Annotated in this window: 24 protein-coding genes; 21 read left to right on the top strand and 3 right to left on the bottom strand. The window is 36.4% G+C overall.

The genetic code is table 11. The annotated features are described in order from the left end of the window. Positions 1–77 precede the first annotated feature (77 nt). From mreB to LMOATCC19117_RS12885, 7 genes are all read left to right on the top strand, one after another. Positions 78–1,073 (top strand): rod shape-determining protein MreB, encoded by a 996-nt coding sequence (gene mreB / locus LMOATCC19117_RS12915; RefSeq protein WP_003723458.1) that lies wholly within the window; start codon positions 78–80, stop codon positions 1,071–1,073. Between the two features lie 22 nt (positions 1,074–1,095). Further along, complete coding sequence (gene fabZ, locus LMOATCC19117_RS12910) at positions 1,096–1,530, top strand: 3-hydroxyacyl-ACP dehydratase FabZ (RefSeq protein WP_003723457.1); 435 nt, start codon at positions 1,096–1,098, stop codon at positions 1,528–1,530. Positions 1,531–1,780: 250 nt separating this feature from the next. Next, on the top strand, positions 1,781–2,146 hold the full coding sequence (locus tag LMOATCC19117_RS12905) for a single-stranded DNA-binding protein (RefSeq protein WP_003727895.1): 366 nt from the start codon (positions 1,781–1,783) through the stop codon (positions 2,144–2,146). A 390-nt stretch (positions 2,147–2,536) separates the two neighbouring features. Next, a complete protein-coding gene (locus LMOATCC19117_RS12900; protein WP_003726763.1) occupies positions 2,537–3,370 on the top strand; it encodes a resuscitation-promoting factor in 834 nt (277 codons plus the stop codon). Positions 3,371–3,496: 126 nt separating this feature from the next. Further along, positions 3,497–4,231: a WecB/TagA/CpsF family glycosyltransferase gene (locus LMOATCC19117_RS12895; protein WP_003726762.1), complete on the top strand. Its 735-nt coding sequence runs from the start codon at positions 3,497–3,499 to the stop codon at positions 4,229–4,231. Next, positions 4,232–5,356 (top strand): o-succinylbenzoate synthase, encoded by a 1,125-nt coding sequence (gene menC / locus LMOATCC19117_RS12890; RefSeq protein WP_003731198.1) that lies wholly within the window; start codon positions 4,232–4,234, stop codon positions 5,354–5,356. 7 nt (positions 5,357–5,363) lie between these two features. Then, on the top strand, positions 5,364–6,416 hold the full coding sequence (locus LMOATCC19117_RS12885; protein WP_003727897.1) for a glycosyltransferase family 4 protein: 1,053 nt from the start codon (positions 5,364–5,366) through the stop codon (positions 6,414–6,416). A 37-nt stretch (positions 6,417–6,453) separates the two neighbouring features. Here LMOATCC19117_RS12885 and LMOATCC19117_RS12880 read toward each other — a convergent pair whose 3' ends face one another. The 3 genes from LMOATCC19117_RS12880 to LMOATCC19117_RS12870 form a co-directional block, all read right to left on the bottom strand. Beyond that, positions 6,454–7,512, bottom strand: a complete 1,059-nt coding sequence (locus LMOATCC19117_RS12880; RefSeq protein ID WP_003726230.1) for an LCP family protein — start codon at positions 7,510–7,512, stop codon at positions 6,454–6,456. Positions 7,513–7,687: 175 nt separating this feature from the next. Then, positions 7,688–8,233 (bottom strand): GNAT family N-acetyltransferase, encoded by a 546-nt coding sequence (locus LMOATCC19117_RS12875; protein ID WP_003742943.1) that lies wholly within the window; start codon positions 8,231–8,233, stop codon positions 7,688–7,690. Position 8,234: 1 nt separating this feature from the next. Then, entirely contained in the window at positions 8,235–8,870 is a 636-nt protein-coding gene (locus LMOATCC19117_RS12870) for a YigZ family protein (RefSeq protein WP_003727898.1), read from the bottom strand. Between the two features lie 384 nt (positions 8,871–9,254). Here LMOATCC19117_RS12870 and degU point away from each other — a divergent pair, with 384 nt between their 5' ends. The 14 genes from degU to LMOATCC19117_RS12800 all read left to right on the top strand — a co-directional run bounded on the left by degU (position 9,255) and on the right by LMOATCC19117_RS12800 (position 26,087). Beyond that, complete coding sequence (gene degU, locus LMOATCC19117_RS12865) at positions 9,255–9,941, top strand: two-component system response regulator DegU (RefSeq protein ID WP_003722647.1); 687 nt, start codon at positions 9,255–9,257, stop codon at positions 9,939–9,941. A gap of 20 nt (positions 9,942–9,961) precedes the next feature. Continuing rightward, a complete protein-coding gene (locus LMOATCC19117_RS12860; RefSeq protein WP_003726227.1) occupies positions 9,962–10,813 on the top strand; it encodes a DegV family protein in 852 nt (283 codons plus the stop codon). 195 nt (positions 10,814–11,008) lie between these two features. Next, complete coding sequence (locus LMOATCC19117_RS12855; RefSeq protein WP_003726226.1) at positions 11,009–12,328, top strand: DEAD/DEAH box helicase; 1,320 nt, start codon at positions 11,009–11,011, stop codon at positions 12,326–12,328. Beyond that, the gene (locus LMOATCC19117_RS12850; RefSeq protein ID WP_003734490.1) at positions 12,321–12,977 is read left to right on the top strand and encodes a ComF family protein; all 657 of its coding nucleotides are present in this window, start codon (positions 12,321–12,323) and stop codon (positions 12,975–12,977) included. The genes LMOATCC19117_RS12855 and LMOATCC19117_RS12850 overlap by 8 nt, the downstream gene beginning before the upstream one ends. Positions 12,978–13,171: 194 nt before the next feature. Next, positions 13,172–13,735, top strand: coding sequence for a ribosome hibernation-promoting factor, HPF/YfiA family (hpf, locus tag LMOATCC19117_RS12845; protein WP_003722643.1), 564 nt, complete (start codon positions 13,172–13,174; stop codon positions 13,733–13,735). A 230-nt stretch (positions 13,736–13,965) separates the two neighbouring features. Next, positions 13,966–16,479, top strand: a complete 2,514-nt coding sequence (gene secA, locus LMOATCC19117_RS12840; RefSeq protein ID WP_003731202.1) for a preprotein translocase subunit SecA — start codon at positions 13,966–13,968, stop codon at positions 16,477–16,479. A gap of 84 nt (positions 16,480–16,563) precedes the next feature. Beyond that, a protein-coding gene (gene prfB, locus LMOATCC19117_RS12835) for a peptide chain release factor 2 (protein WP_010959056.1) occupies positions 16,564–17,665 on the top strand; the annotation gives its coding sequence in 2 pieces (ribosomal slippage) (positions 16,564–16,635 and positions 16,637–17,665; 1,101 coding nt in all). Positions 17,666–17,670: 5 nt separating this feature from the next. Further along, complete coding sequence (locus LMOATCC19117_RS12830; RefSeq protein ID WP_003726223.1) at positions 17,671–18,534, top strand: YitT family protein; 864 nt, start codon at positions 17,671–17,673, stop codon at positions 18,532–18,534. A gap of 506 nt (positions 18,535–19,040) precedes the next feature. After that, on the top strand, positions 19,041–19,727 hold the full coding sequence (gene ftsE / locus LMOATCC19117_RS12825; protein ID WP_003726222.1) for a cell division ATP-binding protein FtsE: 687 nt from the start codon (positions 19,041–19,043) through the stop codon (positions 19,725–19,727). Further along, a complete protein-coding gene (gene ftsX / locus LMOATCC19117_RS12820; RefSeq protein ID WP_003722639.1) occupies positions 19,717–20,601 on the top strand; it encodes a permease-like cell division protein FtsX in 885 nt (294 codons plus the stop codon). Before ftsE ends, ftsX begins: the two co-directional genes overlap by 11 nt. Before the next feature lie 75 nt (positions 20,602–20,676). Further along, positions 20,677–21,882, top strand: a complete 1,206-nt coding sequence (locus tag LMOATCC19117_RS12815; protein ID WP_003727902.1) for an NlpC/P60 family protein — start codon at positions 20,677–20,679, stop codon at positions 21,880–21,882. A gap of 119 nt (positions 21,883–22,001) precedes the next feature. Further along, a complete protein-coding gene (locus LMOATCC19117_RS12810; protein WP_003727903.1) occupies positions 22,002–23,312 on the top strand; it encodes a murein hydrolase activator EnvC family protein in 1,311 nt (436 codons plus the stop codon). A 123-nt stretch (positions 23,313–23,435) separates the two neighbouring features. Beyond that, entirely contained in the window at positions 23,436–24,884 is a 1,449-nt protein-coding gene (gene cls / locus LMOATCC19117_RS12805; protein WP_003722636.1) for a cardiolipin synthase, read from the top strand. A gap of 27 nt (positions 24,885–24,911) precedes the next feature. After that, positions 24,912–26,087 (top strand): S1C family serine protease, encoded by a 1,176-nt coding sequence (locus LMOATCC19117_RS12800; protein ID WP_003734491.1) that lies wholly within the window; start codon positions 24,912–24,914, stop codon positions 26,085–26,087. The last annotated feature ends 22 nt before the right edge of the window (positions 26,088–26,109 follow it).

The following is a 26,109-nucleotide window of genomic DNA, read 5'->3' as shown; positions in this document are numbered from 1 at the left end:
AGCCGCACATAAATTATGCTATAATTCAGAATGAGATGTAAAATTAGGTGTACACCACGAAAGGAGTTAAAATGTAAATGGCAAAAGATGTTGGTATCGATTTAGGTACAGCCAATGTATTAATTCATGTTAAAGGAAGAGGAATCGTCGTTAATGAACCTGCAGTTGTCGCTATTAACAATAAAACTGGACAAGTTTTAGCCGTTGGGACTGAAGCAAGAGATATGGTTGGTAGAACTCCAGGAGACATTACGGCAATTAAACCTATGAAAGATGGGGTTATTGCTGACTTTGATATTGTGCAAGAAATGTTGCGTTTCTTCATACAAAAGTTAAATTTAAAAACTTTTTTTTCACGGCCACGTATTTTAATTTGTTGTCCAACAAATATAACTTCTGTCGAACAAAAAGCAATTCGCGAAGTTGCTGAAAAAAGTGGTGGGAAACAAGTGTTCTTAGAAGAAGAACCTAAAGTTGCTGCTATTGGTGCGGGTATGGAGATTTTTGAGCCTTCCGGTAATATGATTATTGATATTGGTGGAGGTACTGCGGATGTTGCTGTATTGTCTATGGGTGATATTGTAACTAGTCAATCAGTAAAAGTCGCTGGAAACAAATGGGACGCAGATATTTTAAATTATGTTAAACGTAAATATAACTTACTTATTGGTGAAAGAACGGCTGAAAATATTAAAGTAACAATCGGTACTGCATGTCAAGGAGCCAAAGAAGAGAAAATGGAAATTCGTGGTAGAGATTTAGTGAGTGGCTTACCGAAAACAATTTCTATTACAAGTTCTGAAGTGGAGGAAGCGATTCACGATTCATTACACCTAATGGTCCTAGCTGCTAAACAGGTGTTGGAACAAACACCTCCAGAGCTTTCAGCGGATATTATTGATAGAGGAATCATCATGACTGGTGGTGGATCTTTATTACATGGTTTAGATGAATTAATGTCCGAACAGCTAAAGGTCCCAGTTTTAATTACTGAGAATCCTTTAGATGTAGTGGCACTTGGTACCGGCATTTTACTTGACTCACTTACAAATAAAAAGCGTAATAGATTCTAAATGTGAATTTTGGGGGATGTATATGTTAGATATTAAGAAAATCAAAGAGATTTTGCCTCATCGTTATCCATTTTTGTTAGTAGATAGAGTTATTTCTGTTGAAGAAGGCAAAAAAGTTACCGCTATTAAGAATGTAACAGCAAATGAAGAATTTTTTAACGGGCACTTTCCTGAGTATCCTGTAATGCCAGGAGTTTTAATAGTGGAAGCTCTAGCGCAAACTAGTGGAATTGCAATGATGCAGAGTGAAGCAAATAAAGGTAAAATTGGTTTATTTGCTGGAATTGATGGTTGCCGATTTAAACGTCAAGTTGTTCCGGGGGACCAACTCTTGCTTGAGGCTGAAATAACTCGGATGAGGGGCGCGATTGCAAAAGCAAAAGTCAAAGCAACTGTAGAAGGCGATTTGGTTTGTGAAGCTGAAATTATGTTTGCCTTATCAGACCTACCTAAATAAAAAGATTAGCACTGAGGTCCAAATGGGTTTTAGTGCTTTTTTCATGTTCTCAGAATAACATTGGTTAAAAATTTTTTCAAAGTACTAAAATGATGCTTTGGATGTCATTAACTACATAAAATGATGTTTTTCTTTTAGAGGAAATAATCTTTTGGAAGGTTTCTACCTAGTGAAAATACAGTTTTAGCTATTTTACAATAAACTTTTTATCTAATACAATCGCTTTACATCAAAAGAAAGAGGCGATTATATGATTAATCAAGTAACTTTAGTAGGCAGATTAACTAAGGAACCAGAATTGAAATGGACCGCGGAAGACAGGGCTGTTTTGAATTTAACCTTGGCTTTAAATCGGTTTGGTAAAAATAAAAGAGTTGATAATGATGCTGACTTTATTCAATGTGTTATTTGGGGTAAAAGAGCAGAGGCCACTGCAGAGTTCTGTGCTAAAGGACAATTAGTAGGAGTAGTTGGCGAACTACAATCTCGGAATTATTTAAATAAAGAAGAACAGAAAATTTATATTACGGAAGTTTTAGTTCATCAGATTCGGTATTTATCAAGTCGAAATAAAGATGAAAGAGTAGTTAATATACCTCAAGAAGAGGATGAATGATGTAATACTTTGTTATAAAGAGCCATATTTCATAATGAATTTTAAAAATCCCACCCCAAAAAACAACAAAATCAATAAATTATCAGCTCAATTTGTAATGGAAAAATTTTCCAATTTTAGTTACTTCGCACATTTAATTCATTAAGTGAACAATCAGGAAACCTTTTATTAATTGACTAAATCCCCACGGCGAGTTAGGCTAGATTGATTTTCACAGAAAATACAACCAGTAGCAATAGAAATCAGACAATAAAGGCAATTTACAAATATTGCAGGAAAACGGATACTATTTGAAAGTGTGTCATACATGCTTAATTTTTCAGTAACCAAGCTGATAGTTTCGTATGGTACGATTATCCTCGAAAGTTATCAAGGAGGGAAAATAATTACATGAAGAAGACAGTAGTAGCCATTGCGGCTGGTTTAATTATTGCAGGATCTGGTTCAACTCAAGCTTTTGCAGCTGAGTATAAAGTGCAAGATGGTGATTCACTATGGAAAATATCAAATGAAAATAATGTCTCTATAAAACAATTGAAAGAAGATAACAATTTGAGTTCTGACATTATTTTTCCGAACCAAACATTGCAAGTAAATAGTAGTGAGAAAAAATCCACTACTAATAACAATTCTGAATACACAGTTGTTGCAGGAGATACACTTGGACATATCGCTGTTGATAAAGGTGTAACAGTTAATCAACTTAAATCGTGGAATAATCTTTCTTCAGATTTAATATTAGTAGGTCAAAAATTATCTATTGGTAATAAAGCTTCAGCAAGTGAAAGTAATGCTTCAGAAAACAATTCAACAGCAAATAATTCAGCCAATAATAAAGTAACAGAACAACCGAAAGAAGAAAAGGCGGCTCCAACAACTCAAAAATCAACTTCTTCTAATGAAGCATCTTCAAACAGTTCTTCAGCACAAGGTAATGTTTCAAAAGAGTTAACGGTAACTGCGACAGCATATAGTAAAGCTGAACCTGGCATGGGCCACATGACAGCGACAGGGATTGATTTAAATGATAATTCAAGAGTAATTGCAGTTGATCCATCTGTTATTCCTTTAGGTTCAAAAGTTTATGTTGAAGGATACGGACAAGCAATTGCAGCTGATACTGGTGGTGCAATTAAAGGTAATAAAATTGATGTACATTTAAACTCAGTACAAGAAGCTAACAACTGGGGCGTAAAACAAGTTAAAGTACAAATTTTAGATTAATTCATTCCATATAGAAAGACTGTGAATGGCGTAATGCTATTTGCAGTCTTTTTTATAGATTAAAAATAGGAAGCATCCTTGTTTTATGATAAACTTATACATAATAAAGTTTTTTAGGAGAGACATATGAAAAAGAAGGAAATTTCAATTTTAAATATACCTTTCTATAATACGACGCAAGCAGGATTTGTGGAGGAGCTATACATGGCCGCGAAGAACGGGGAGCGTCGGTTTGTTGTAACGGCTAATCCAGAAATTGTTATGCATGCTCGTACTGATAAGGAGTTCGAAGCAATATTAGGGCAAGCTGATTATATTGTACCCGATGGTATTGGGATTATAATGGCTTCAGAAAAACTTGGAGAGCCTTTAAAGGAACGGGTTACTGGTTATGACACGATGGTTGGTCTATTAAATAAGCCACTAAGTTGTTATTTTTTAGGAGCAAAACCGGAAATTAGTGAGGTTGTAGAGGCCAAAGTGCGGGAAAAATTTCCACAGGCAGTTGTTTGTGGTGTTCATCATGGTTACTTTGATGTATTAGAAAGTGAAGCAATTGCTAAGGAAATACTCGTAGCACAACCAGATGTGATTTTTGTCGCTCTAGGTTCACCTGCTCAAGAAAAATGGATTTTGTCTCAGATTGCTAATTTTACTAAAGGCATTTTTATTGGTGTAGGTGGAAGTTTTGATGTCTTAACAGATAGTGTAAAGCGCGCGCCAAAAATATGGATAAAATTAAGGTTAGAATGGGTATACAGGCTCCTTTCTAATCCTTCAAGATGGAGACGTTTTTTTGCAATACCTCAATTTATGCTTGTTATTAGAAAAGAGCGCAAGCGTTTGAAAAAGGGTGAGTAAATGTATTTTCAAGAAGCGAGACTAATTCATGCAGAACTTCCTCTTATTGCACCATTTAAAACAAGTTATGGTGAGCTAAACAGTAAAGATTTTTATATTATTGAGTTAGTGAATGAGGAGGGTATACGTGGTTATGGAGAGTTGGAAGCTTTTCCGTTACCTGACTATACAGAAGAGACTTTGGGCACTGCTATTTCTATTATTAAACAGCATTTGTTGCCAATCCTTGCGCAGAAAGAAATACGAACTCCTGAAGAGGTTAACCAGATGTTTAGCTGGATTCAAGGAAATGAAATGGCGAAAGCGGCTGTGGAGCTTGCTGTTTGGGATGCTTTTGCAAAAAATGAGAAGCTCTCATTAGCTAAAATGATTGGCGCAAAGAAGGACTCGATTACGGTTGGCGTGAGCATTGGTGTGCAGCATAGTGCGGAAGCGTTAGTCCAGTTAGTTAGTCAATATATGGATGAAGGCTACGAAAGAGTGAAGTTGAAAATCGCACCTAAGAAAGATATTCAATTTGTTAAAGCTGTTCGAGAAAAATTTCCTAATCTAAGCTTGATGGCTGATGCGAATTCAGCGTATAATAGAGAAGATTTCTTGTTGTTAAAAGAATTAGATCACTTTAATTTAGAAATGATTGAGCAACCATTTGGAACTAAGGATTTTGTGGAGCATGCTTGGTTGCAAAAAAAATTAAAAACGCGTATTTGTTTGGACGAGAATATTAGGTCATTAGATGATTTGAAACAGGCTCATATGTTAGGAAGTTGTCAGGCAGTTAATTTAAAATTAGCGCGCGTTGGTGGTATGTCTGAGGCTCTTAAGATAGCGAGGTATTGTAGCGATAATAATTTGCTTGTCTGGTGTGGCGGCATGCTTGAAGCTGGTATAGGTAGGGCTCACAATATTGCACTTGCTGCTAGAGCGGAATTTACTTTCCCAGGAGATATTTCTGCATCAAATCGTTATTTTAATGAAGATATTGTTTCGCCAGCATTTGTATTAAATCAAGGAAAACTCACTGTGCCAACTGGTCAAGGGGTTGGAGTTGCTTTAGATTTAGATGTGCTACAAAAATATACTAAATCAACAGAAAGAATTTTGCTAAATAAAGGATGGAGCTGAAAAAATATTGCTAATATGGAGTATATTGATTAGCTTTGCAGTTGGTATCATTATGGTGCCGATAATTAGGAAGTTTGCTTTCCGAATTAATGCGGTTGATACACCGCGTGAAAGACACAAACATACAAAAACTACAGCCACTTTAGGTGGATTAGCTATTTTTATAAGTTTTTCGGTAGGGATGATCTTAGCCCCAATAGATAAATCAGGTTTCTTGCCAATTTATTTCGGAGCATTAATTATTATTGCGACAGGCTTTATAGATGATATATTTGATTTATCACCAAAATGGAAAATGTTAGGACAGATTTTAGCTGCTCTTTGCGTAACTGTCTGGGGAGACATTACTATTAACTTTATTAACGTCCCATTCTACGGACAAGTAGATTTTGGGTATTTTGCGATTCCATTATCGATTATTTGGATTGTTGCAATTGTGAATGCGTTAAACTTAATTGATGGATTAGATGGTCTCGCTGGTGGTATTTCTATTATTGCTTTAATGACCATTGCAGGTATGGCTTTGCTTTTGAAAGATGTTTTTGTTGCGCCGGTTGCGTTAATTCTTGTAGCAGCAGTTGCGGCTTTCTTGATTTATAATTTCCCGCCTGCTAGTATTTTTATGGGAGACACTGGAGCGTTATTCCTTGGTTATATGATTGCTGTTTTATCACTTATGGGTTTTAAAAACGTTACTTTCATCTCATTGTTAGTACCACTTATTATTTTAGGTGTACCTTTGTCAGATACTTTTTTTGCTATTGTAAGAAGACTAAAAGAGCGGATACCGATATCTTCAGCGGATAGATCTCATATTCACCATAGGCTGATGGCGCTAGGATTTACAGAGAAACAGACGGTGTTACTAATCTACTGTATGGCATTACTATTCTCTATGACGGGCTTCGTATTTTCGTTTTCCACTACTTGGGGAGCAATGTTATTACTGTTATTATTAATTTTTAGTATTGAGATTATTGTTGAATTTATTGGGTTAATTGGTGAGGATTACCGACCAATCTTAAATTTACTTCAAAAAATACATCGAAAACGAAAATAAAAAGACCAACAACTATTTATTAGTTGTTGGTCTTTTTTTAATTAGAAGTGCTAGTTGTGTTAGAACTTTCGTCTGAATACGGTGCTGCACCAGGGAATGGTTGTTTAATTCCAAGTTCATCAGCAAATTCATTCGAAATACTTTGCACAGAGCTTTCATCAAGTTTGTAGTAATAAATACCGTCCATTGGGTTGCTATCCCCTTTTAAGTTAAGGGATTTAATATCAATTTTATTTGTCATTCCATATTTTGCGATAGAAAGCATTTGATTGAAAGTTAAGTTGGTTTTCATGTTATCTCCAACAACTTCAATGATATCGGAATATTTGCTTACAGAAGAAATGGATGTTGCTTCGCTTACAATAGATTTAATGATTAGTTGTTGACGTTTGCCACGTTCGATATCACTATCGATGTGTCGTGTACGAGCTAGTGCTAAAGCTTGCTCAGCGTTAAGGTGTTGAGGACCTTTTTTTAGAGTGATTGCACCGGCGTTGTCTTTAGAATCTTGCTCAGTGAAGTCCACTGGAACATCTACATCAATTCCGTCTAAAGCATCCACAATTTTTAAGAATGCATCAAAGTCAAAACGAACATAATAATCAATTGGAATCTTAAATTCTTCTTCTACGGTTTTCATTGTAAGTTCTGGACCACCGTAAGCATGAGCTGCGTTAATTTTCGTGTATTTATCAATGTCTTTGGCGGAATCTTCAATATGAACATAAGAATCACGCGGAATACTAGTCATTTCTATGCGTGAATCTTTGACATTAAATGTTGCTAAGATTAGTGAATCGCTTCGAGGGTTACCATTTTCGGCCCGTGTAGAGCTGGTATCAACACCAATAATTAAAATAGAAAAACTATCTTTTATAGGTTCAATGTCATTTGTTCGAAGTGTAGAGGCTTTTCCGTTCCTTACATTATCATAAGAGTTATCTGCTGCGAGTTTTGTTTTACTAAAAAGATAAGTGCCGTATCCGACACCTGCAAGTACTAAGCACATTACAGGAATTAGAATCCAGAATAAAATTTTTCTTCTACGTTTGTATTTCTTGCTGCTTCTTCGGCTATCATCAGTGCCTTTACTCATATATTAATTCTCCTTATAGTCACTTTTCTAAGTTTTATTGTATCATTTGTTGCATTAAAGAATGTTACGCCCGATTTACGGTTTCTTTAATTTTTAAACTTTGATGTTATTATACAGAAATTACTCGAAAAAAAATACAAAAAAGATGATATCTTTCAAAAATGTAATATTTGTCCTATTTCAGTAGCATTCGATAATTACTGATTTCACAAATCCTACCAGAATGTAAATCTAGTTCTTGCCCAGTTGTGGTAAGCTCAAAACCAAGCTTTTTCAGTAGTTTGATTGAAGCTACATTATCTGGTAGAACTTTTGCTGTAAGCACTTTATAGGGAAGATAGGGCTTTACAGTGGTTAAAAATGTTGTCAAAATTTCAAACATAAAACCTTGGCGCCAATGACTTTTTGCTAGTTCATAGCCAATTTCGATTGTCTGGTTCGTTTTGTTAATATCATTAATTCCAAGCGAACCAATTGCATGTAAAGAATCATCAGTTGTGAAAATGGTGTATCTGCAAGCATTTGGTTCATTTTCAATTGCTTGAATCATTTCTTCTGCTTGAAGAATAGTAGAGAATTTTTCGATGTTCATAAACTGAGCTACCTCATCATCAGACCAAATATCAAATAATGTAGTAGCATCTGCAATAGAGGTTTTTTTTAATATAGTTCGTTTAGTAAGAATAGTATCTGGTAATTGGATAAATACGTTTGTGGACATACTAAGTGACATCCTTTTCTCTATATTTTTGTGGTCCTTCTTTATATTCAAGTTGTCCATTTGAAATCTCAGTGATCCAGTTGAAAAAATCTTGCAGTTCGTCGTTATCAACAAAAATATGAAGTACTACTTTTTCAGTGAACTCTTTTTTGTCGATTTGATATGCTTTTAGTTCAAGCGCATTTTCGATTTTTCCTAAAAGTGGATAAGCAAAAGAGCATTCAACAATAGTGGCTAGTTTGCATTCGACAATACCGATTGCTTGAATAGCTTCACTAACAGCATTACCATATGCGCGGACTAAGCCGCCTGCACCTAGTTTTGTTCCTCCAAAATAACGAGTAACTACAACAGCAACATTTTTTAAAGACTTCTTTTTTAAGACCTCTAGCATTGGAACGCCAGCTGTTCCACTTGGTTCTCCGTCGTCATGCGCTTTTTGATATTGGTCATTTTCTCCTATAATATAAGCAGAACAATTATGGGTAGCATCACGATGCTCTTTTTTGATTTCTTGAATAAAGGTTTGTGCTTCAGTTTCTGTTGTAGCTCGCTTAATGTGGCAGATAAAGCGGGACTTTTCAATAATTATTTCGTGTTTTCCATCGCTATGGATGGTTAAATAATGATCCAACATAAGGAACCTCCATAAGTTGATGCATTTAGCCTGCTTTTATTTTATCCGAAAGCAAAGCGATTGTATAGATATTTTTCTAAGTGCAGTGGGTGAAGTGACGGCAAATTCGTGTTATAATAAAAACTACTATTACTTTAGACTGGTTTTCAATTACATTTTATAGGCATATAGGAGTAATTTTCTTGGGCTATGCAGTATAATCAAGGTATAGTTTGTGTTGAAAATAGGTAAGTTTGAGTAAATAGTACTTAAAAGAGAAATGTTTAATTGCCAATTTTATGGCAGGGATTATAAGGTTAAGCGGTTTTGCTACTTAAAAAGGATGATGTTTTCGATTGCAAAGAGGCTTGGTGAAATTAGATAAGTGAAGGAGGAGTAGTCATTATGGCACTCAAAATCATGATTGTAGATGATCATCAGTTGTTTCGCGAAGGTATCAAGCGAATTTTAGAGTTGGAAGATTCTTTTGAGGTCGTAGCGGAAGCTGAAAATGGTAAAAATATCGTAGCAAAAGTTCGCGAATATAAACCAGATATTGTTTTAATGGATATTAATATGCCAACTGTCAACGGACTAGATGCAACTGAAATGCTAGTACGTCAATTTCCTAGCATCAAAGTAATCGTCTTGACTATTCATGATACAGATGAATATGTAACAGAAGCGCTTAGAGCTGGAGCAGTCGGTTATTTATTAAAAGAAATGGATGCCCATGAACTTGTAGAAGCTGTAAAAATTGTTGATAATGGAGGCGCGTATATTCATCCACGTGTAGCGATTAAATTAATTCGTGAATACCGCCATTTAGCAAGCACTAACACTTCTCAAGGTGTTTATGGCTACCAACAACCTGAAGTCAAAATGCCACTACACATCTTAACGCATAGAGAGTGCGAGGTATTGCAACTTCTTACCGATGGAAAAAGTAACCGCGGAATTGGGGAGACACTTTTCATTAGTGAAAAAACAGTAAAAAACCATGTAAGTAGTATTTTACAAAAAATGAAAGTGAATGATAGGACTCAAGCGGTGGTAACGGCAATCAAGCACGGCTGGGTATATATTCGCTAAAGAAATATCAGGGGGACTATATGAACGAAAAAATAGCAGTGGTTACTGACAGCACAACTTATTTGCCAAATGAAGTGAAAGAGCAGCTACGAATTAATGTCGTGCCACTTTCTGTAATAATTGACGGAAAATCTTATCGTGAAGGTGAGGAGTTATCTGCGGCTGATTTTTACAGAAAAGTAAAAGAAGCTGAGAATTTCCCAACTTCCTCTCAACCTGCCCCAGGAGATTTCATTCACTTGTTCGAACAGCTGAAAGAACAAGGTTTTGATACTGTAATTAGTATTCATCTATCAAGCGGTATTAGTGGAACGTTTCAGAATGCGGCTTCAGCAGGAGAGTTAATTGAGGGGCTAAATGTCGTCGCTTATGATTCTGAGCTTTCTTGCATGGCGCAAGGAATGTTTGTAGTTAAAGCAGCTGAAATGGCTTTGGCAAATGAGCCGCTGGACCAGATTATCCAAAAACTAGATAAAATAAAACAGGCACAAGATGCTTATTTTATGGTAGATGATTTAAATAATTTACAGCGTGGCGGCCGTTTGAATGGAGCACAAGCCCTTGTTGGTAGCTTGCTTCAAATTAAACCGATTCTTCATTTTAATGATAAACAAATTGTCCTCTTTGAAAAGGTTAGAACGCAAAAAAAGGCATTGAAACGAATTGAAGATATTCTTCAAAAAGCCGTTCAAAACAAAACGGCAGAAAAAGCTTATGTCATTCATGGCAATGATCTAGCGAAGGGTGAAGCATGGCTTGCACAACTAGAAGCGAAATTCCCAGAAGTAACATTTGAATTAAGTTATTTTGGTCCAGTCATTGGAACTCATTTGGGTGAAGGTGCGCTTGGCTTAACTTGGTCAATAAAATAAAAAATCTCCAGCTAAAAGCTGGAGATTTTTTTCATGGAGACTAAATTTGTTTTTTCAGTAGTTTTGGATGGCAAAAATACTCGTTTTCGTCTAAAAGAAATACTTGTTTTGTTTATAAGTATGCGGTCGAAAACAAGGATTTCGTTTCTGCAATAAAAAAAGAAAAAGTGTATAACTAAGGGGAGGTGAATACAGATGGACATCTTCCCGGGAAGGCTTTATCAAGAACGTGAAATAGAGAGTAAAGAGGGCTTAAGAGAAGTAGTAGCAATAGAATCAAACAAATGCTTTCGATGTGGAAATACGGATGTGCAGTTATTTGGCAAAATGTCCTGTGCATTATGTAAGAGAGAGGATTGTATTTATTGCAGAAATTGCATTGTGATGGGACGAGTAAATAGTTGCCAAAAATTATACTATCAACATGCTAGGTTATTACTAGAAACAAAGGAAGTATTATTGAGGTGGGAAGGAGCTTTGTCAGCGGGACAGCGAAAAGCATCCAACGCGATAGTCGTTAATTTAAAAGCAAAAACGGATATGTTGCTATGGGCAGTTGCCGGATCTGGAAAAACGGAGATGATGTTTGAAGGAATGGACTGGGCTTTGCGACAAGGCTTTAGAATTTGTGTTGCTTCTCCGAGAGTGGATGTTTGTTTAGAGCTTCTTCCACGTTTAAAAGAAGCTTTCCCTAGCATAGATATTGTTTGTCTATATGGAGACTCAAAAGATAACTACCAAGGAGAGCAGTTCGTGATAGCGACGACCCATCAGCTTATTCGCTTTTATGAAGCGTTTCAAGTTATTTTTATTGATGAAGTAGATGCATTTCCTTATGCGAAAGATCCTTTTTTAGAATATGCCGTTATGAAAGCCAGAACAAAAGAAGGTTCAACAATAATAATCACAGCAACCCCAGAGAAAAAGTGGCAAGAAGAGTGTGTAAGAGGAAAACGTAATTTTGTGAAAATTCCCGGACGATATCACCGAAAGAAACTGCCTGTGCCGAGAACGTGCTGGATTGGCCCGTGGAAAAAGAATCTAGCTAAAGGGAAAATAACTCCTAAGCTTATCCAGTGGATGAATGATGTGAAGAAGAAAGATCAGCCGGCTTTAATTTTCTTTCCAGAAATTGATGCTATGAATAAATTTGCAAATGCACTTGAAAATAAAGGCTATGCCAGCCCAGTGACAGTTCATTCAGCCGATGAATTGCGTAAAGAGAAAGTGGAATGGCTACGAAAAGGGAAAATCAAGCTGTTATTAACAACTACAATTTTAGAGAGAGGTGTTACTTTTACAGATGTGCAAGTAGCGGTGTTTGGAAGTGAAGCTCGTATTTTTACGGAAGCTGCTTTAGTTCAAATTTCAGGAAGGGCAGGTAGGAAATTATCTCATCCGACTGGAGACGTTTGCTTTTTTCATTACGGTAAAACAATAGAAATGAAGCAAGCTATCTCCCACATTCAAAAAATGAATCAACAAGGAGTGATAGAAGGGATGCTAGATGACTAATTGCTTACTTTGTTTTCAACCAGTTAGGCAAAGCGCCAGTTGGGAAATAAGTTGGTTATTTGAACCTTTGCCAATTTGTTGTGATGCATGCTTAGCGGGATTTGAAAAACTAACTGGCTTACTATGTAAAAATTGTAGTAAAGAATCCTTAGATGATGTCTGCGAGGATTGCCGAAGTAGAACACATTTTTTAGATAGTAATAAATCCATTTATCGTTACAATGATTTCGCCAAAGAATATATGAAGAAGTTTAAATTTCAAGGGGATTATGAAATAGGGGCTATTTTCAAAAAGGAATTAAGGAACTTTCTATCAGAAAAGAAAGAGAAGATTGTACCAATTCCAGTAAGCGAGATGCGGAAAGTAGAACGTGGATTTAATCAAACAACCGCGATATTAAAACAATCTGGCATCCTATATGAAGAGCTTTTAGCCAAAAAGCATACAGAAAAGCAATCTAAAAAAACAAAGAGGGAACGATTAGCATCTGAACAAACATTTTACTTTTCTGGAAAAGAAATTTATGAGTCAACAGAAGTAATATTATTTGATGATATTTACACCACAGGAAGCACACTTAACCTAGCAGCGCAAATCTTAAAAGAAGCCGGAGTGTACAAGGTGAGTGCGCTAACGATATTCAGATAGATGATATTTATCTTCTAAAAGAGGTTTGCGGAAGCGGTATTAGTGGAATAAAATACTAAATAAAGATAAGTGAATGTAAGCTTCTTAGCTCTTTGTGCAAATGTTTGCAAAACACATCGTTTTCACGTAGACTAAGGGTAAGAAGAATACTCTTCTTTATCGTTATTTTGTTTTATTTCAAAGGAGGAATTGCTATGCTTAAGTACAACATTCGTGGAGAAAATATTGAAGTAACAGAACCGATCCGAGATTATGTTGAAAAGAAAATCGATAAATTAGAACGATATTTTACGGAGACTCCAGACGCTAACGTTCATGTTAATTTAAAAGTATATTCCGATAAAAATGCGAAAGTTGAAGTGACCATTCCGCTCCCAAATCTTGTGCTACGTGCAGAAGAAACAAGTGGAGATTTATATGCTAGCATCGACTTAATTGTAGATAAATTAGAAAGACAAATTCGCAAACATAAAACAAAAGTAAACCGCAAGTTCCGTGACAAAGGGGCAGAAAGAGATTATTTTGCTTATTCTGATGTTAACGGCAGCACACCACCAGAAGAAAATGAAGGAGATTTTGATCTTGAAATTGTAAGAACAAAACAATTTTCATTAAAACCGATGGATAGTGAAGAAGCTGTTTTACAAATGAATTTGCTGGGTCATAGTTTCTATGTTTACACTGATGCGGAAACAAACGGTACCAATATTGTTTATTCTCGTAAAGACGGCAAATATGGTTTGATTGAAACAAATTAATTTAAAATAATAATTAACAGATGGGGGCCAATCTTGGTCTCCATTTTTTTACTCTTAGATGAAGAATTTATGGCATTTTGATAATTTTATTGATTAAAAAGAGATAACCAGTTGTATATTTTAGTTAATAAGTGATAGAATTAGTTTGTATATTTAAGTGAAGATAATTCCTGAAAGTTATTATAGATGAAACTGCGCGATGACAGCGAAAACAGTAGAGGAGAATTTAAATGGCTGGACTATTGAAAAAGATTTTTGAATCAGGAAAAAAAGATGTTAAATATTTGGAGAGAAAAGCAGATGAGATTATTGCTTTAGCGGATGAAACTGCTGCTCTTTCGGATGATGCTCTACGTGAAAAAACAGTAGAGTTTAAAGAGCGTGTTCAAAAAGGTGAAACACTGGATGACTTATTGGTAGAAGCATTTGCTGTTGCCAGAGAAGGTGCGAAGCGTGCGCTAGGATTGTATCCATTTAAAGTTCAATTAATGGGTGGGATTGTTCTCCACGAAGGTAACATTGCAGAGATGAAAACTGGTGAAGGTAAAACGTTAACAGCGACACTACCAGTTTATTTAAACGCGCTTTCTGGTGAAGGTGTGCATGTTGTTACAGTCAACGAATACTTAGCTCATCGTGATGCTGAAGAAATGGGCGTTTTATACAATTTCCTTGGACTTTCTGTAGGGCTAAACCTAAATGCTTTATCGAGCACAGAAAAACGAGAAGCTTATGCATGTGATATTACGTATAGCACAAATAATGAATTAGGATTTGACTATTTACGTGATAATATGGTTGTTTACAAAGAAGAAATGGTACAACGTCCGCTAGCTTTTGCTGTTATCGATGAAGTCGATTCCATTTTGGTCGATGAAGCGAGAACACCATTAATTATTTCTGGTGAAGCAGAAAAATCGACTATTCTATATGTGCGTGCAAATACTTTTGTCCGTACTCTTACAGAAGAGGAAGATTATACAGTTGATATTAAAACAAAATCTGTTCAATTAACCGAAGATGGTATGACAAAAGGAGAAAACTACTTTGATGTAGAGAACCTTTTTGATTTGGAAAATACCGTAATTTTACATCATATTGCTCAAGCGTTAAAAGCTAACTATACAATGAGCCTAGATGTCGATTATGTTGTTCAAGATGATGAAGTATTAATCGTTGACCAATTCACTGGTCGTATTATGAAAGGTCGTCGTTTCAGTGAAGGTTTACACCAAGCGCTTGAAGCAAAAGAAGGCGTAACTATTCAAAACGAATCCAAAACAATGGCGACAATTACATTCCAAAACTATTTCCGTATGTATAAAAAACTTGCAGGGATGACGGGTACTGCAAAAACGGAAGAAGAAGAGTTCCGCGATATTTATAATATGCGCGTTATTGAAATCCCAACTAATAAAGTAATTATTCGTGATGACCGTCCTGATTTAATTTACACAACGATTGAAGCGAAATTTAATGCAGTGGTAGAAGATATTGCCGAACGTCATGCAAAAGGACAACCCGTATTAGTCGGTACAGTTGCGATTGAAACATCCGAACTTATTTCTAGCAAATTAAAACGCAAAGGAATTAAGCATGATGTACTAAACGCGAAGCAACATGAACGTGAAGCTGATATCATTAAACATGCAGGTGAACGTGGCGCGGTAGTAATCGCAACCAACATGGCTGGTCGTGGTACGGATATCAAACTTGGTGAGGGTACGATTGAAGCTGGAGGTTTAGCAGTTATTGGTACAGAACGTCATGAATCACGTCGTATAGATAACCAATTACGTGGTCGTTCTGGACGTCAAGGAGACCCTGGTGTGACTCAATTTTATCTTTCTATGGAAGATGAATTGATGCGTCGTTTCGGTTCAGACAATATGAAATCAATGATGGAACGCTTTGGTATGGCAGAAGATGCTATCCAAAGTAAAATGGTTAGTCGTGCAGTTGAATCCGCACAAAGACGTGTGGAAGGAAATAACTTTGATTCCCGGAAACAAGTTTTACAATATGATGATGTACTTCGCCAACAACGGGAAGTTATCTATAAACAGCGTTATGAAGTAATTAATGCAGAAAACAGTTTGCGTGAAATTATTGAACAAATGATTCAACGAACGGTCAACTTTATCGTTTCTAGTAATGCATCAAGCCATGAACCTGAAGAAGCTTGGAATCTACAAGGAATTATCGACTATGTGGATGCGAACTTACTTCCTGAAGGCACTATCACACTAGAAGATCTACAAAATAGAACAAGCGAAGATATTCAAAATCTAATTTTAGATAAAATCAAAGCGGCTTACGACGAAAAAGAAACACTACTACCTCCAGAAGAATTTAACGAATTCGAAAAAGTAGTATTGCTTCGTGTTGTTGATACTAAATGGGTTGATCATATTGATGCCATGGATCATTTACGTGACGGTATTCATTTACGTGCGTACGGTCAAATTGATCCGCTTCGTGAGTATCAATCAGAAGGCTTTGAAATGTTTGAAGCAATGGTATCGTCCATTGATGAAGATGTTTCTCGTTATATTATGAAAGCAGAAATTCGCCAAAACCTTGAACGTGAGCAAGTTGCCAAAGGGGAAGCAATTAATCCTGCTGAAGGTAAACCAGAAGCGAAACGCCAACCAATCCGCAAAGATCAACACATTGGACGTAATGATCCATGCCCATGTGGTAGCGGCAAAAAATATAAAAATTGTCACGGTAAAGAAGCATAGATTGAAACAATTTAAAAAGCGCCTGAAAGACGGCGCTTTTTGCTATGAAAGTTTATAAGTAAATTTAAAAAAGGTGGAATTAGAATGGAATTAGCAGAAATTCGTAATGAATTAGAAAAAACAGCGCAGCAAATCAAAGACTTTAGGGGGTCTCTTTGACTTAGACAGTATGGAAGTTCGAATCGCTGAGCTAGAAGACCAAATGTTAGATCCGAATTTTTGGAATGACCAACAAGCGGCACAGAAAGTAATTAATGAGTCAAACGGATATAAAGAAACATACCAAGCTTTTCATGCGCTAGAAGAAGAACAAGAAAGTATGGAAATTAGTCTAGAATTATTAAAAGAAGAAGCAGATGAAGATTTACAAGAAGAATTAGAAAAAGATATTAAAGCTTACATGGCGACTATTAGTGAGTTTGAATTAAAACTGATGCTAAGTGATCCATATGACAAAAATAATGCTATTTTAGAACTTCATCCAGGTGCTGGTGGTACAGAATCACAAGACTGGGGTTCGATGTTACTTCGTATGTATCAACGTTGGTCTGAGAAGAAAGGCTTTAAAGTAGAGATGCTTGATTACCAAGCAGGGGACGAAGCTGGAATAAAAAGTGTCACGTTACTTATAAAAGGCCACAATGCTTACGGCTATTTAAAAGCGGAAAAAGGGGTGCATCGTCTAGTGCGTATTTCGCCATTTGACTCATCCGGCAGACGTCATACATCATTCGTTTCCGTGGATGTAATGCCTGAATTAGATGATGATATTGAAATTGAAGTACGTACAGAAGACTTGAAAATTGATACGTACCGCGCAACTGGTGCAGGTGGACAACATATCAATACAACTGACTCAGCTGTTAGGATGACACATATTCCATCCGGCATCGTTGTAACGTGCCAATCTGAGCGTTCTCAGCTTAAAAACCGTGAACAGGCAATGAAAATGTTAAAAACAAAATTATACCAAAAAGAACAAGAGGAAAAAGAACGCGAGCTAGCAGAAATTCGAGGAGAACAAAAAGAAATTGGTTGGGGAAGCCAAATTCGTTCCTATGTTTTCCACCCTTACTCCATGGTGAAAGATCATCGCACAAATTACGAAACCGGTAATATTCAAGCGGTAATGGATGGAGACTTAGATGAATTTATCAATGCATATTTGCGTTCTAGGATTGGATAAAAGAGATGGCAAATAAAAGAAAGAAACAACCGTTATCCCCAGTTGTTTCTAAATTAATTGAGTATATTTATGTCATTATAGGTGCAGCTCTCATCGCACTTGCTTTTAATGTTTTACTACTCCCGAATCACGTTGCTTCTGGCGGAGTGAGCGGGATAAGTACAATCATTAACTATTTAACAGGTTGGAATCCTGCTTTTATTCAGTGGGCATTTAATATTCCTTTATTTCTAGCGGGATTATTCTTTTTAGGCTATCAATTCGGGTTGAAAACTTTTGTCGGCACGATGCTTTTACCGTTCTTTGTGTATTTAACGCAAGGCTTGGAGCCATGGACGCATGAACCTCTTGTAGCTGCTTTGTTTGGCGGCGTACTTGTAGGAATGGGACTTGGAATCGTTTTTCGAGGCAAAGCATCTACTGGTGGCACGGATGTCGCTGCACAAATTTTGCATAAGTATTCTCATCTAACATTGGGAATTTGTGTGGCTTTGATTGATGGATTCGTTGTTATTTCGGCAATGTTTGTTTTTGACATTGAATCAGGGCTGTACGCACTTGTCGGATTATTCGCTACAAGTAAAACAATTGATTTGGTGCAAGTTGGTTTAAATCAATCCAAAACAGTCTTTATTATTTCTGAAAATCAAGAAGCAATCCGCCAAGCAATTCTGTTTAAAATTGACCGAGGCATTACTCGGCTCTCCGCAAAAGGTGGATATACAGAGGATGACAAGCAAATTTTATTATGTGTGATTGCGCAAAGTGAATTTTCAAGGTTAAAAGAAGTTATAAAAGAAATAGACCCAGAGGCTTTTGTGGTTGTAATGAGCGCAAGTGAAGTAATGGGTGAAGGTTTTACTTCATAAAAAAGTACCATTTCCTAACTTTTTTAGTCAGGAAATGGTACTTTTTTTAAGTTTTCAGGCCCGCTTTTTGACAATTTGATGACAGTCGAGTTTAGCCTAGTTGCAGACCTCGAGCTATTTTAACTAGATTGGTCTATTCCGCTAGCTAGAACTGTAATGATTTTTAATGTACCTGTAATGTTATTTAGGGTAAAAACAAGTTACAATGTTAGCAGTAGAAAAGACCAATGTGGGTTCTTTTTTATTTTGTCTTAATAACACTAGACCGCAGACATATATATAAATTGGAAATCAACGTAATAATCGTATTTCCTATTACAATAATCGAGATATTGTCACACCCTGAAATATAATTGTAATGCAATTAACCTATAGATGAAAAACTGTCATGGTATAATTAAGCTTATGTTGTGAGTTTAAATTCGTACCTACAAACAACTCATCTTCATGGTTACCATGCATTACCTAAAATGTAACTCAGTAGAAAGGCATAGTAAGGTGATAAAATGATATTAATGGAAGATGTTTATAAGAAATACCCTAACGGCATAACAGCTGCCAATGGACTCAACATTAACATTGGCGAAGGGGAATTTGTTTATGTAGTAGGCCCGAGTGGTGCTGGTAAATCTACCTTCATCAAAATGATTTACAGAGAAGAACGAGCGACAAAAGGCAAAATCATCGTAGACAAATTTGATTTGATTAATATGAAAAATCGTGAAATCCCATATCTTCGTCGTAACGTAGGCGTGGTATTCCAAGATTACAAATTACTTCAAAGCAAAACAGTTTATGAAAACATTGCTTATGCGATGGAAGTGGTTGAAACAGAGCCATCCGTAATTAAAGAACGTGTTATGGAAGTACTAGATTTAGTCAACCTTAAGCATAAAGTAAGAATGTTGCCGGATGAACTTTCCGGTGGTGAGCAACAGCGGATATCCATTGCCCGCTCCATTGCAAATATGCCTAAAGTATTAATAGCAGATGAACCGACCGGTAACCTAGATCCTGATACTTCATGGGAAATCATGAATATCCTTGAAGAAATAAGCAATCGCGGAACAACCATCGTGATGGCAACCCACAACAAAGAAATTGTTAACACATTGAAACACCGGGTAGTCGCTATCGAGAATGGAAGAATTGTTCGAGATGAGCAGCAAGGAGAATATGGCTATGAAATTTAGGACTGTAGGAAGACATATAAGAGAAAGTTTTAAGAGCCTTTACCGGAATGGTTGGATGACCTTTGCAGCAGCGAGTGCAGTAACAGTAACACTTATCTTAGTCAGCGTGTTTTTTGCAATATTGATCAACATGAACAAGCTTGCAACGGATGTAGAAAACAATGTACAAATTAACGTACATATTTCTCTAAGCGCAGACAAGAAACAGCAGCAAGAACTTGAGAAAAACATTGAGAAGATTGATGGAGTTGATAGTGTCAGCTTTTCTTCTAAGGATGACGAATTGAAGAAATTAGTTGGTGCGTACGGCAAAAACTTCGAATTGTTTAAACAAGATAATCCACTATACGATGTGTTTGTTGTAGAGGCTAAAGAGCCCACACAAACAAAGACTATTGCTAAAAAAGTAGAAAAATTACAGTACGTAGATAATGTAGAATATGGTGAGAAAACAGTCGATAAATTGTTTGATACCTTGAAATGGGGACGATATGCTGGTATTATACTAAGCATTGGGTTGTTACTAACAGCGATGTTCTTAATATCAAACACAATCAAGATTGCAATTTTCTCCCGGCGAAGAGAAATAGAAATAATGAAATTAGTAGGAGCGACCAACTGGTTCATACGCTGGCCTTTCGTTTTAGAAGGTGCTTGGCTAGGATTAATTGGCTCGATTGTACCAGTTGTGTTAACATTTATAGGCTATGTTAATATTTACAACTTGGTGAATCCGAAGTTAGTGACAAGCTCACTATCACTTCTGCCTCCAACACCATTCGCTTATCAAATTAGTGGCTTGATTATTGCAATCGGCGTACTAATCGGGATTTGGGGAAGCGTAATATCTATCCGCAGATTCTTGAAAGTCTAACTCAGAAAATTACTTAAATCGAAATAAAAATAATTTAAAAGAAAAAGCTAGGGAGCTTTTTAGGAGGTAAACTTTTTGAAAAAGAATACGTTTATTGCGATTTCACTCGCAGCAGTTATCAGTTTGACGCCAGCTTTTACGACTAATGTTTTCGCGGACGTGAATACAGACATTCAAAACCAAGATAAAAAAATTAACGACATCAAGTCTAAAAAAACAGATTTACAATCAGATCTTTCTGGTTTAGTAGCAGACCTTGAGAAAGCTCAAGAAAAAGCTAAATCTCTACAAGGAGAATTTGATAAAACAGGCAAAGAACTAAAAAAACTTAATGAAGATATTAAAAGTATCAATGAACGTATTAAAGAACGCGAAACTGTTTTAAAAGAACGTGCTCGTGCGATGCAAAAAACTTCTAATTCTAATGCTTATCTTGAAGTTATCTTAGATGCAGAAAATCTTTCTGACTTAGTTGGTCGTGTTTCTGCAGTTAACCAATTAGTTGATTCTGATAAATCTATTTTAGAAGATCAACAAAATGATGAAAAAGCTTTAAAAACAAAACAAACTGCTGTTAAGAAAAAACAAGAAGATCAAGCAACAGCAATTCATGAATATGAAGCACAACAAAATAAAATCGAAGCACAAAAAGCTGAAAAAGAAGCAATCGTTGCTCAACTAGCTTCTGATCAAGCAAGTGCTGAAAATGCAAAAGCTGGTCTTGTAAGTGAACGTGATAAAGCAGCTAAAGAAGCTACAGCACGTGCGACAGCTTTACGTGAAGCAACATCTTCAAACGTTGGACAAGAATCAAGTAGTTCTGCTACTTCTACATCAAGTGGAAAATCTAATACAACGAAAAATGTTGCATCAAATGATAACAATTCAGCACCAAGCGCAGCAACACCATCTAGTGGCGGATACTCAGCAATGATTGCTGCAGCTAACGCACAACTTGGAAAACCTTATAGCCTTGGAGCAACTGGACCAAGCGCATTTGACTGTTCAGGATTTACTTCTTATGCTTTCCGTGCAGCTGGTGTTTCTCTTCCAAGAACATCTGGTGGACAATATGCAGCAGCATCTAAAATCAGCGCTAGCCAAGCAAAACCAGGTGACTTAGTATTCTTTAACTATGGTAGCGGAATTGCTCACGTTGGAATTTATGTTGGTGGCGGTCAAATGATTAACGCTCAAAACAATGGCGTTAAATATGACAACATCACTAGCGGTTACTGGGCTAAATATCTTGTAGGATATGGCCGCGTAGCTAACTTCTAATTATTATTGAAAAGTTAAAAAGCACCTTTGTCGTTTTAAACAAAGGTGCTTTTTTATATGGTATGGTAAAGGGAATTATGAAGTTCCTAGTCAAATAGAGAATAGAAAAGGAGCTTAAAATGTTAAAAAAATATGGGGTAGTAACGATTCTTAGCCTATTGGTTATTTCCGCGCCACTAACTGGTGCGCACGCGGATACTATCAATGATATGCAAAAGCGCCAAAATGAAATTGAACAAAAAAAATCAGAACTAGATAAAAATATAGACTCGAAAAACTCGGAATTAAATCATTTAGAAAGTGCTGAAAAAGACGCTGCAAAAGAATTAGAATCACTTATGAAAAGTCTTGATGCCACTAACAAGAAATTAAAAGAGCAGGAAGATAAAGTGAGCTCTGAAAACGAGAAACTAAAGAAATTGCAAAAAGAAATGGAAAAACTGCGCAATGATATTCGCGATCGTCAAAAAGTACTTGATAATCGAGCGCGTGCTATCCAAACAACTGGAACAGCCACTTCTTATTTAGATATGATTTTTGAAGCAGATGATTTTAAAGAACTTGTTGACCGCGTGACAGTTGTATCGGCAATTGTAAAAGCGGACCAAAACATTATGCAAGACCAAAAAGATGATCAAGATAAACTAAAAGTAGCAGAATCTGCTTCTCAGAAAAAACTAGAGAATCTAAAAGTACTTGCAGTGGAATTAGAAGTTTCGAAAAACAATATGGAAAGTCAAAAACAAGAAAAAAATGATTTAGTTATGGCTCTAGCAAACAAAAAAGACTTAACTAAGAGCGAACAAACCCTTTTAGCTAGTGAACAAGGTGCGCTTACTGATGAAGAAAAACGACTTGCTTCTAATATTGCAGGTGAAAAAGCAAAACAAGAGGCTGCAATTAAAGCCGCTGAAGAGAAGCGAATGCAAGAAGCCGCAGCAGCAAGCGCTAAAAGTTCCTCTGTTGTTAAACAACAACCAAGTTCAGATTCAAGTGGAGCTACAGAAACAGTAAGTTCCGGTGGAGGCCAATTTATTAAACCAGCTTCTGGTATATTAACTTCTGGATTTAGCGAACGAACAAATCCCGTGACTGGCAAATATGAATCCCACAAAGGTCAAGATATTGCAGGTGGCGGTACAGTTACTGTTTCAGCTGCAGCATCAGGAACAGTTGTATTTTCAGGGTTTGGCGCATCAGGTAGTGGATTTGGTGGTTATGGTTATGTAGTAAAAATTGACCATGGCAATGGATTCCAGACACTATACGGACATATGCGTGCAGGTAGCTTGAAAGTAGTTACCGGCCAACAAGTTTCCCAAGGCCAACCGATTGGTATTATGGGATCAACAGGTCAATCGACAGGACAACATCTACATTTTGAAATACATAAAAACGGTATTCCAGTCGATCCAGCACCTTATATTTAATTCAAAAACCATTGATGAAAAATCAATGGTTTTTTTCTTGTGTTGAAACGAACTGGAATAGGCTAATTGCAGATTTTATGATATGATACTACTATCAGTTTGTGTAAGAAAAGGGGGAACACAATGGGACTGTTGGCTTATCTATTAGTGATTTTGCTAATTTTAAATGTATTCTTTGCGGCAGTGACGGTCTTCTTAGAAAGACGCGATACATCCGCCACTTGGGCTTGGTTGCTAGTCTTAACTTTTGTTCCGATATTTGGTTTCATTATCTATTTGATTTTTGGGAGAAAATTATCAGGCAAAAAGATTTTCGATTGGAAGGGACAAGAAAAAATTGGGATACAGGAATCTACTGCCAATCAAATAGAAATGATACGGCAAAAAGAATTTCCATTTAGCGATCCGAATGTGAAAAAACATCGTGATTTAATCTATTTATTACTCGTAAACGATGGTGCTATTTTAACGCAAGACAATGAAGTGGAACTTTTTGTAGATGGACATGAGAAATTCGATGCGCTAATTGCTGATATTGAAAAAGCGAAAGATCATATACATCTCATCTATTATATTTTCCATTCTGATGAACTAGGCAATCGCTTAATGCGCGTGCTGGAAAGAAAAGCAGCAGAAGGTTTAAATGTGAAAATTATTTATGATGCAATGGGTTCAAGGACAACGAAAAAATCATTTTTCCGTACGTTTCAAAAAAATGGTGGTCTAGTTAGACCTTTTTTTCCGTCTAAATTACCATTGATTAACTTTCGTCTCAACTACCGAAATCACCGGAAATTGGCTATAATCGATGGAGATGTTGGTTATATTGGTGGTTTTAATATTGGTGATGAATATCTTGGGGCATCGAAGAAATTTGGTTACTGGCGTGATACACATTTACGTGTACATGGAAAAGCTGTTTATGCGATGCAAACTCGCTTTATTATGGACTGGAATTCTGCATCATCCACACATAAAATTGATTACAAAGCGCGATACTTCCCGACTTTTCATGGGAAAGGTCATACAAGTATGCAAATTGTTTCGAGTGGTCCTGATTCCGAATGGCAACAAATCAAAAATGGTTACATCAAAATGATCAATGCTGCTAAAAAAACAATTTATTTACAATCACCTTATTTTATTCCAGATGCAAGTTTGCTTGAAGCAATCAAAATCGCAGCACTTTCTGGGGTAGATGTCAGGGTTATGATTCCTAATAAGCCAGACCATGCTTTTGTTTACCGCGCAACTACTAACTACGCCGGTGAATTAATGGAAACGGGAGCGAAAATCTTTATTTATGATAATGGTTTTATCCACGCGAAAACACTCGTTGTAGATGGCGAAATTGCTTCAGTTGGAACCGCGAATATGGATTTCCGGAGTTTCCGACTTAATTTTGAAGTAAATGCTTTTATTTATGAAAAACAAATGGTGCAAAAACTAGAAGATGCCTTTTTGGAAGATATTCTAAAATCGTATCAACTAACACCTGAATTATATGCAAAACGATCTTTATGGATTAAATTTAAAGAAGCGGTAAGCCGACTTTTATCGCCTATATTATAGAAGTATTAGGGAAAGCTGGTGTAGAAAATGGATGTTTTTGTTGAAATACTAAATGGAATAGGGAGACTACTTCTACAACCAGCATTGTATGTAGGAATTCTTTTAGCGATACTGGCTGGTTTTAACCGTGTGAGGTGGGAACGGAAATCATTTAGTATCAGTATTTATTCACCTTGGTTAGAATTGAAAAGTTTCTTTGGTGTGAGTTTGTTATTTGGATTAGCTATTTCTGTTGTTACCTCGCTCATTGGATTTGGTGTGATGATAGAGTGGGTTGCTATTTTTAATGTAGTAGCTTGTTTCTTACTAATTGTAGGGATGTTCCGTTTGAGTTCAACGGCATTTACTATCGGTATTACGAGTTTGATTTTTTATTTCTGCTATTATTTTGATGTGAGTTTAGCACCGTTTACGAATGAGGCATTCACGTATGACTCGATTTTTATTGATAACTTTATGATTTCCATGACATTTCTGCTCGCAGTATTGTTATTTGTAGAAGCTTTCTTAATCCAGTATACAAGCGCAAAAAATCCCTCTCCATCTCTTCGGAAAAGTAAGCGCGGTAAATTAATCGGTTCCTTTCAATTAAGAAAATTATGGTTTGTACCGATTGTTATGTTTTTACCAGGAGATGTGTTTACGAAAATTTTTGAGTGGTGGCCAGTCTTTGCTATTGGTTCGCAGTCGTATTCATTAATCATTTTACCGTTATTCATCGGCTTCCAACAACAAGTACAGACACAACTTCCGGAAGAAGCAAGCCGTAAAATTGCTGTTGAGGTAACAACATTAGCGACAATTATTGCTGTAGCTGGTTTATTAGGAATTGTGATGCCAGTACTGACATTGTTCGCTTTCATGTTCGCTGTAATTGGTCGATTTTGGATTTCTTATCGCCATTATCGTTCCGAAAAATTAGCACCAAAGAAATTTGGTCCTCAGCCAGATGGGCTTGTAGTTCTGGGTGCTCGTGCGGCCACTCCGTCTGCGCGACTAAACTTGAAAGCTGGTGAAAAAATTACAGAAGTAAACAGTCGACCAGTGCGTACTCGCGAGGAACTTTACGAAGCGCTAAACTTAAACCGAGCATTTTGTAAGCTGAAAGTAATTGATAACGCTGGTGAACCACGTTTTGAACAAACAGCACTTTATGAGAATGAATCATTTGAACTTGGTTTGTTATTAGTAGAGCCAAGATAATTTTAGGACACCAGTGTTGTTT

The organism is Listeria monocytogenes ATCC 19117 (assembly GCF_000307025.1).
GTDB classification, from domain to species: Bacteria; Bacillota; Bacilli; order Lactobacillales; family Listeriaceae; genus Listeria; species Listeria monocytogenes_B.
The sequence above is the reverse complement of the archived record's forward strand: the minus strand, read 5'-3'. Positions and strand labels throughout refer to the sequence as shown.